1 protein-coding gene is annotated in these 1172 nt (G+C 77.7%); it reads left to right on the top strand.

The window, feature by feature from the left end; translation table 11 throughout:
* Positions 1 to 1172: ABC transporter ATP-binding protein (locus tag AB0M52_RS34045; protein ID WP_363962014.1), on the top strand; the 1172-nt coding region annotated here is incomplete at both ends.

The following is a 1172-nucleotide window of genomic DNA, read 5'->3' as shown; positions in this document are numbered from 1 at the left end:
GCTCGGCCACCGGCTGGAAGACCGCCAGACCGGAGCGTTCGCGCACCTCCATTGGGAAGTGCAGGTCGAGGAAGACCGGCCGGCTCGCCGCGCTCGGTTTCGCCGTCGACGCCCTCGGCGTGCTGGTGGCCGGGCTGACCGCCGGCGCGGTGGTGCTGGTCGCGCTCCGGGCCGGGGTGGACGGAGTGCTGGTCGGCGTCCTGGCGGTCGGCACGCTGGCCGCAGTGGAGATCGCCCTCGCGCTGGTCGGTGCCGCCCGGCAGTGGACCGGGCTGCGCTCCGGCCTGGCCCGGGTCGCCCAGCTCGTGGCCGTCGCCCCAGACAACGAACAGTCCGAGCCCGGCCCAGCCGCCCCGTCTTCGGTTGGCCGCCCGACGGGCGCAGACACCGCAGCTGGCTCGGCGGGCACCCGTGGCGCGGCAGGTGCCGGCGGCACGGGCCAGGTGCCCGGTGCCCCCGACGTGTGCTTCGAGGGGGTGACCGTCCGGTACCGGGCCGGAGCACCCGCCGCGCTGGACGGGTTCGACCTCGACCTGCCGTCGGGCCGCCGGGTGGCGGTCGTCGGGCCGAGCGGCGCGGGCAAGAGCACGCTGGCCGCGGTCCTGACCGGCGCGGTACGCCCGGACGGCGGCCGGGTCACCCTGGGCGGCCGGGACGTGTCAGCGTTCCCACCCGACGAGCTGCCCCGGGCGGTCGGCGGGCTGCTCGCCGAGGCGTACGTCTTCCACGCCTCGGTCCGGGACAACCTGCTGCTCGGCCGCCCGGGTGCGGACGAGGAGGCGCTGGCCGCCGCCACCGCCGCAGCCGGGCTGGCGGACTGGGTCCGGGCCCAGCCGGACGGCTGGGACACCGTGGTCGGCGAGGAGGGCGCGCAGCTCTCCGGCGGCCAGCGGCAGCGGCTGGCACTGGCCCGGGCACTGCTCGCCGCGCCCGGAGTGCTGGTGCTGGACGAGCCGACCGAGGGCCTCGACCCGGTCGCCGCCGACGAGGTGCTCGCCTCGACGCTGGCTGCCACCCCGGCCGGGCACTCGGTGCTGCTGATCACCCACCGGCTCAGCGGTCTCGCCGGGCTGGACGAGATCGTGGTGCTGGACGCCGGCCGGGTCGTCCAGCGCGGCCGGCACGCGGAGCTGGTCGCGGCCCCCGGCTGGTACCGGGACCAGTGGGTGCTG

The organism is Micromonospora sp. NPDC051296, assembly GCF_040682255.1.
Classification (GTDB): domain Bacteria; phylum Actinomycetota; class Actinomycetes; order Mycobacteriales; family Micromonosporaceae; genus Micromonospora; species Micromonospora craterilacus.
Note: the sequence above shows the minus strand (reverse complement) of the source record. Positions and strands in the feature narration are given on the sequence as shown.